The 2,883-nt window shown below is 62.2% G+C and carries 3 protein-coding genes and 1 pseudogene; 2 read left to right on the forward strand and 2 right to left on the reverse strand.

The genetic code is table 11. The features are described from left to right. A partial coding sequence (locus C1D09_RS09325) for an OpgC family protein (RefSeq protein WP_246135690.1) occupies window positions 1-1,168 on the forward strand: 1,168 nt, incomplete at its 5' end. An 8-nt stretch (window positions 1,169-1,176) separates the two neighbouring features. On the opposite strand, the gene C1D09_RS09330 is transcribed toward C1D09_RS09325, so the two are convergent. Continuing rightward, window positions 1,177-2,253 (reverse strand): LacI family DNA-binding transcriptional regulator, encoded by a 1,077-nt coding sequence (locus tag C1D09_RS09330; RefSeq protein WP_143973990.1) that lies wholly within the window; start codon window positions 2,251-2,253, stop codon window positions 1,177-1,179. 362 nt (window positions 2,254-2,615) lie between these two features. On the opposite strand from C1D09_RS09330, the gene C1D09_RS33085 reads away from it, so the two are divergent. Next, the gene (locus tag C1D09_RS33085) at window positions 2,616-2,765 is read left to right on the forward strand and encodes a hypothetical protein (RefSeq protein ID WP_095770454.1); all 150 of its coding nucleotides are present in this window, start codon (window positions 2,616-2,618) and stop codon (window positions 2,763-2,765) included. Between the two features lie 17 nt (window positions 2,766-2,782). Here C1D09_RS33085 and C1D09_RS33710 read toward each other — a convergent pair. Further along, a pseudogene (locus C1D09_RS33710) lies at window positions 2,783-2,883 on the reverse strand (DUF423 domain-containing protein); the annotation flags it as partial.

Here is a 2,883-nt window from a genome sequence, read left to right on the forward strand (position 1 = left end):
GCGTATCTCCGATCGCGATACGCGTATCGATGTGTTACGCGCGCTGGCCCTGATCATCATTTTCATCGACCATGTGCCCGGCACGGCTTTCGAGAGCCTGACCTACAAGAATTTCGGTTTCTCGGACGCGGCCGAGGCTTTCGTGCTGATTTCCGGCATCTCGGTCGCGCTCGCCTACGGGACGAAGTTCCGGCCGGGTGGCCGGCTTCTGGCCACGTTGAAGATGTGGCGGCGCGCAGGCGTGCTCTACGTCGCCCACATCGTCACCACGATGGTGGTGATCGGCTTGTTCTGCACCGTGGCGGTGTTCACCAGGCGCTCGGAACTGCTGAACCTGATCAACATCGAGCCATTGATGAAGAACACGCCGGAAGTGCTGGTCGGCATCGTTACGCTCGGCCATCAGCTTGGCTACAACAACATCCTGCCGGTCTATGCCGCGCTTCTTTTGATGGCTCCGGCCTTCGTCCTGCTCATCAGCTACCGGCCTGCCGCGGCGCTTGCCGCGTCCGGTGCGCTGTGGCTGATTGCCGGTATCTGGCAGATCGCTCCGCCCAATTATCCTGAACCCGGCTTCTGGTTCCTGAACCCGCTGTCCTGGCAGTTCCTGTTCAACATCGGCGTGGCCGCCATGCTGCATGTCAGGCGCGGGGGAGTCATTCCGGTCAACCGTTGGATGGTCGGCGCGGCCGCGGCCTATGTGGCGACGGCGCTGGTCTGGGTGCACAGCCCGCTTTGGGGGCAGATAACCTGGTTCAAGCTTCCCGTGGTGATCGGTGGCTTCGACAAGACCTTCCTGTCGCTGCCGCGGCTGTTGCACATACTGGCGGTCAGCTACCTCATCGTCGCCTTGCCTGCGCTGTCGAACCTGTTCCGCACCAGCCATGATCACCCGCTGGCGATACTCGGCAAGCGCTCTTTGCCGGTCTTCATCGCCGGCACGGTGATCGCCATGGTCGCGCAGGTGATGAAACTGATCAATCCGGGCGGGCTTGCTTATGACAGCCTGCTGCTGTCGGCCGGCATCGCCATGCAGTTCGCGCTGGCCTTCTATCTCGAATGGCTGTCGACCATCGGCGCCTCGGGCAAGGTTCGCGCGCCGCCAAGGGACGTCACGCCGGTTCGTACGTCTTTCGGCATCTGGCCGGTGGCAAAGGCCAATCGCTGAGGGACGGTTCAGCCGCGCGGTGGAGCCGACGAGGCGCGCACGGTCAGCTCGACCGGCAGCAATTGCCGGCTGATCCGGCCATCGCTATCGAGGATCGCCTTGACGGCAAGGCGGCCCATTTCGGCTATCGGCTGGGCGATCGTGGTCAAGGGCGGCTCGGACACGGCGGATTCGGGAACACCGTCGAACCCGACGATGGAAACATCGTTGGGGACGTTGAGATTGCGCGCGCTCAGCCATTCGAGCGTCACCAGGGCTATCTTGTCCGACATCGCCAGGATGGCCGTTGGCGGCTCCTTGGCGGCGAAGATGGTTTCGAGCGCCGCGTTCGTGCTGGCCGCATCGTTGGCGGTCTCGTAGACCGGCACCTTGGATGTGTCGACGCCGGCCCGCGAGAGTTCCTGGAGATAGCCGGTGAGGCGGTCGCGCGTTCCCGCATAGGTTGCGGATCGAACCTGCTCGGGTGAAACGAGACCTGTTCTGCCGTCGGCAAAAGGCAGTGCCAGAACGGCGAAGCGGCGATGTCCGAGATCCGTCAGATGGCGAGCCGCCAGGCTGGCGCCGGCGATGTTGTCGACGCCGATCGCCGCAACCGCTCCATCCTCCGAGTCCAGGTCGAGCGCCACGAAGGGCAATTTGCGCTCGCGTGCCAGTTCCACGAGGCGCGAACCGCCTTCGATGCAGAAGACGATGAAGCCGTCGACCAGAGCGCTCTGGATGTTCCAGGCCAGCTGTTCATTGTTGGCGGCCGAAACCAGGGAGATACCGGCTCCCGTGGCGTCGCAGGCCTGCGAGATGCTCGCCATCATGACGCGCGCGAAAGGATCGTCGAAAAAGTAGGAGAGGGGTTCGGCCGTGGCGACGCCGATGGCGTTGACCTTGCCGGCGCGCAACAGGCGTCCCTTGGGATCCGGCCCGCCATAGCCCATCGCCTCGGCCGCCGCCTTGACCCTTTCGCGGACTTCCTCGCGCACGATCTCCGGACGGCTGAAAACATTGGATGCGGTGCCGTGCGAAACGCCGGCGGCCTTGGCGATGTCGGCCAGCCGGACGGGTCTTCGATTGCCTGCGGTGAGTGACGCCATTGTGCGTGCCTCCTGACATTCATTTAGCACGTTCCGGATTTGCATCTAGCACTTTCGTTGGATCGATTCAAATTCCGCTTGACCAAATATGCGTTAGGACATATGTTTGAATCGATCCAAGATGCAGATTTGTGCTGCTGAATGACAAGGGAAGATACGCCATGCATCCCGTCAATTATCTGTTCCAAGACATCTATCGCAACGACTGGAGTATCGGATCGGCCGCCAACAGCTCCAGGCGCCGGGGCAGGACCGGCCCATGGATTCGCGACCTTCGCTTCCTTGTGAAGCGCAAGCGCAGCTGAGCGAAGCATTTTTTTTGCTCACGTATTGGATCGATTCAATCTGAAGGGAGAAGAACCATGCATCCCATCAAGCATTTGTTCGAGGATATCTATCGCAACTACTGGGGCATCGCCCCGGCCGCCGAGCGGCCGCGGGTGCGGCGCCTGACGAAGCCGGCCGCGCGCAATCGCGATCTTTGGGTTCGTACCGAACGTCCCAAGGATTGATACCTGCGTAGTCGGTCTCAGGAACGCGGACGCACCAGGGCGCAAATCGCTATCCCCAGCCAGCCGGCGATGAGCAGGGTGCCGCCGATTGGCGCCGACATCGGAAACAGTCTCGATC

The organism is Mesorhizobium intechi, from assembly GCF_002879535.1.
In the GTDB taxonomy this organism is placed as follows: Bacteria; Pseudomonadota; Alphaproteobacteria; order Rhizobiales; family Rhizobiaceae; genus Mesorhizobium; species Mesorhizobium intechi.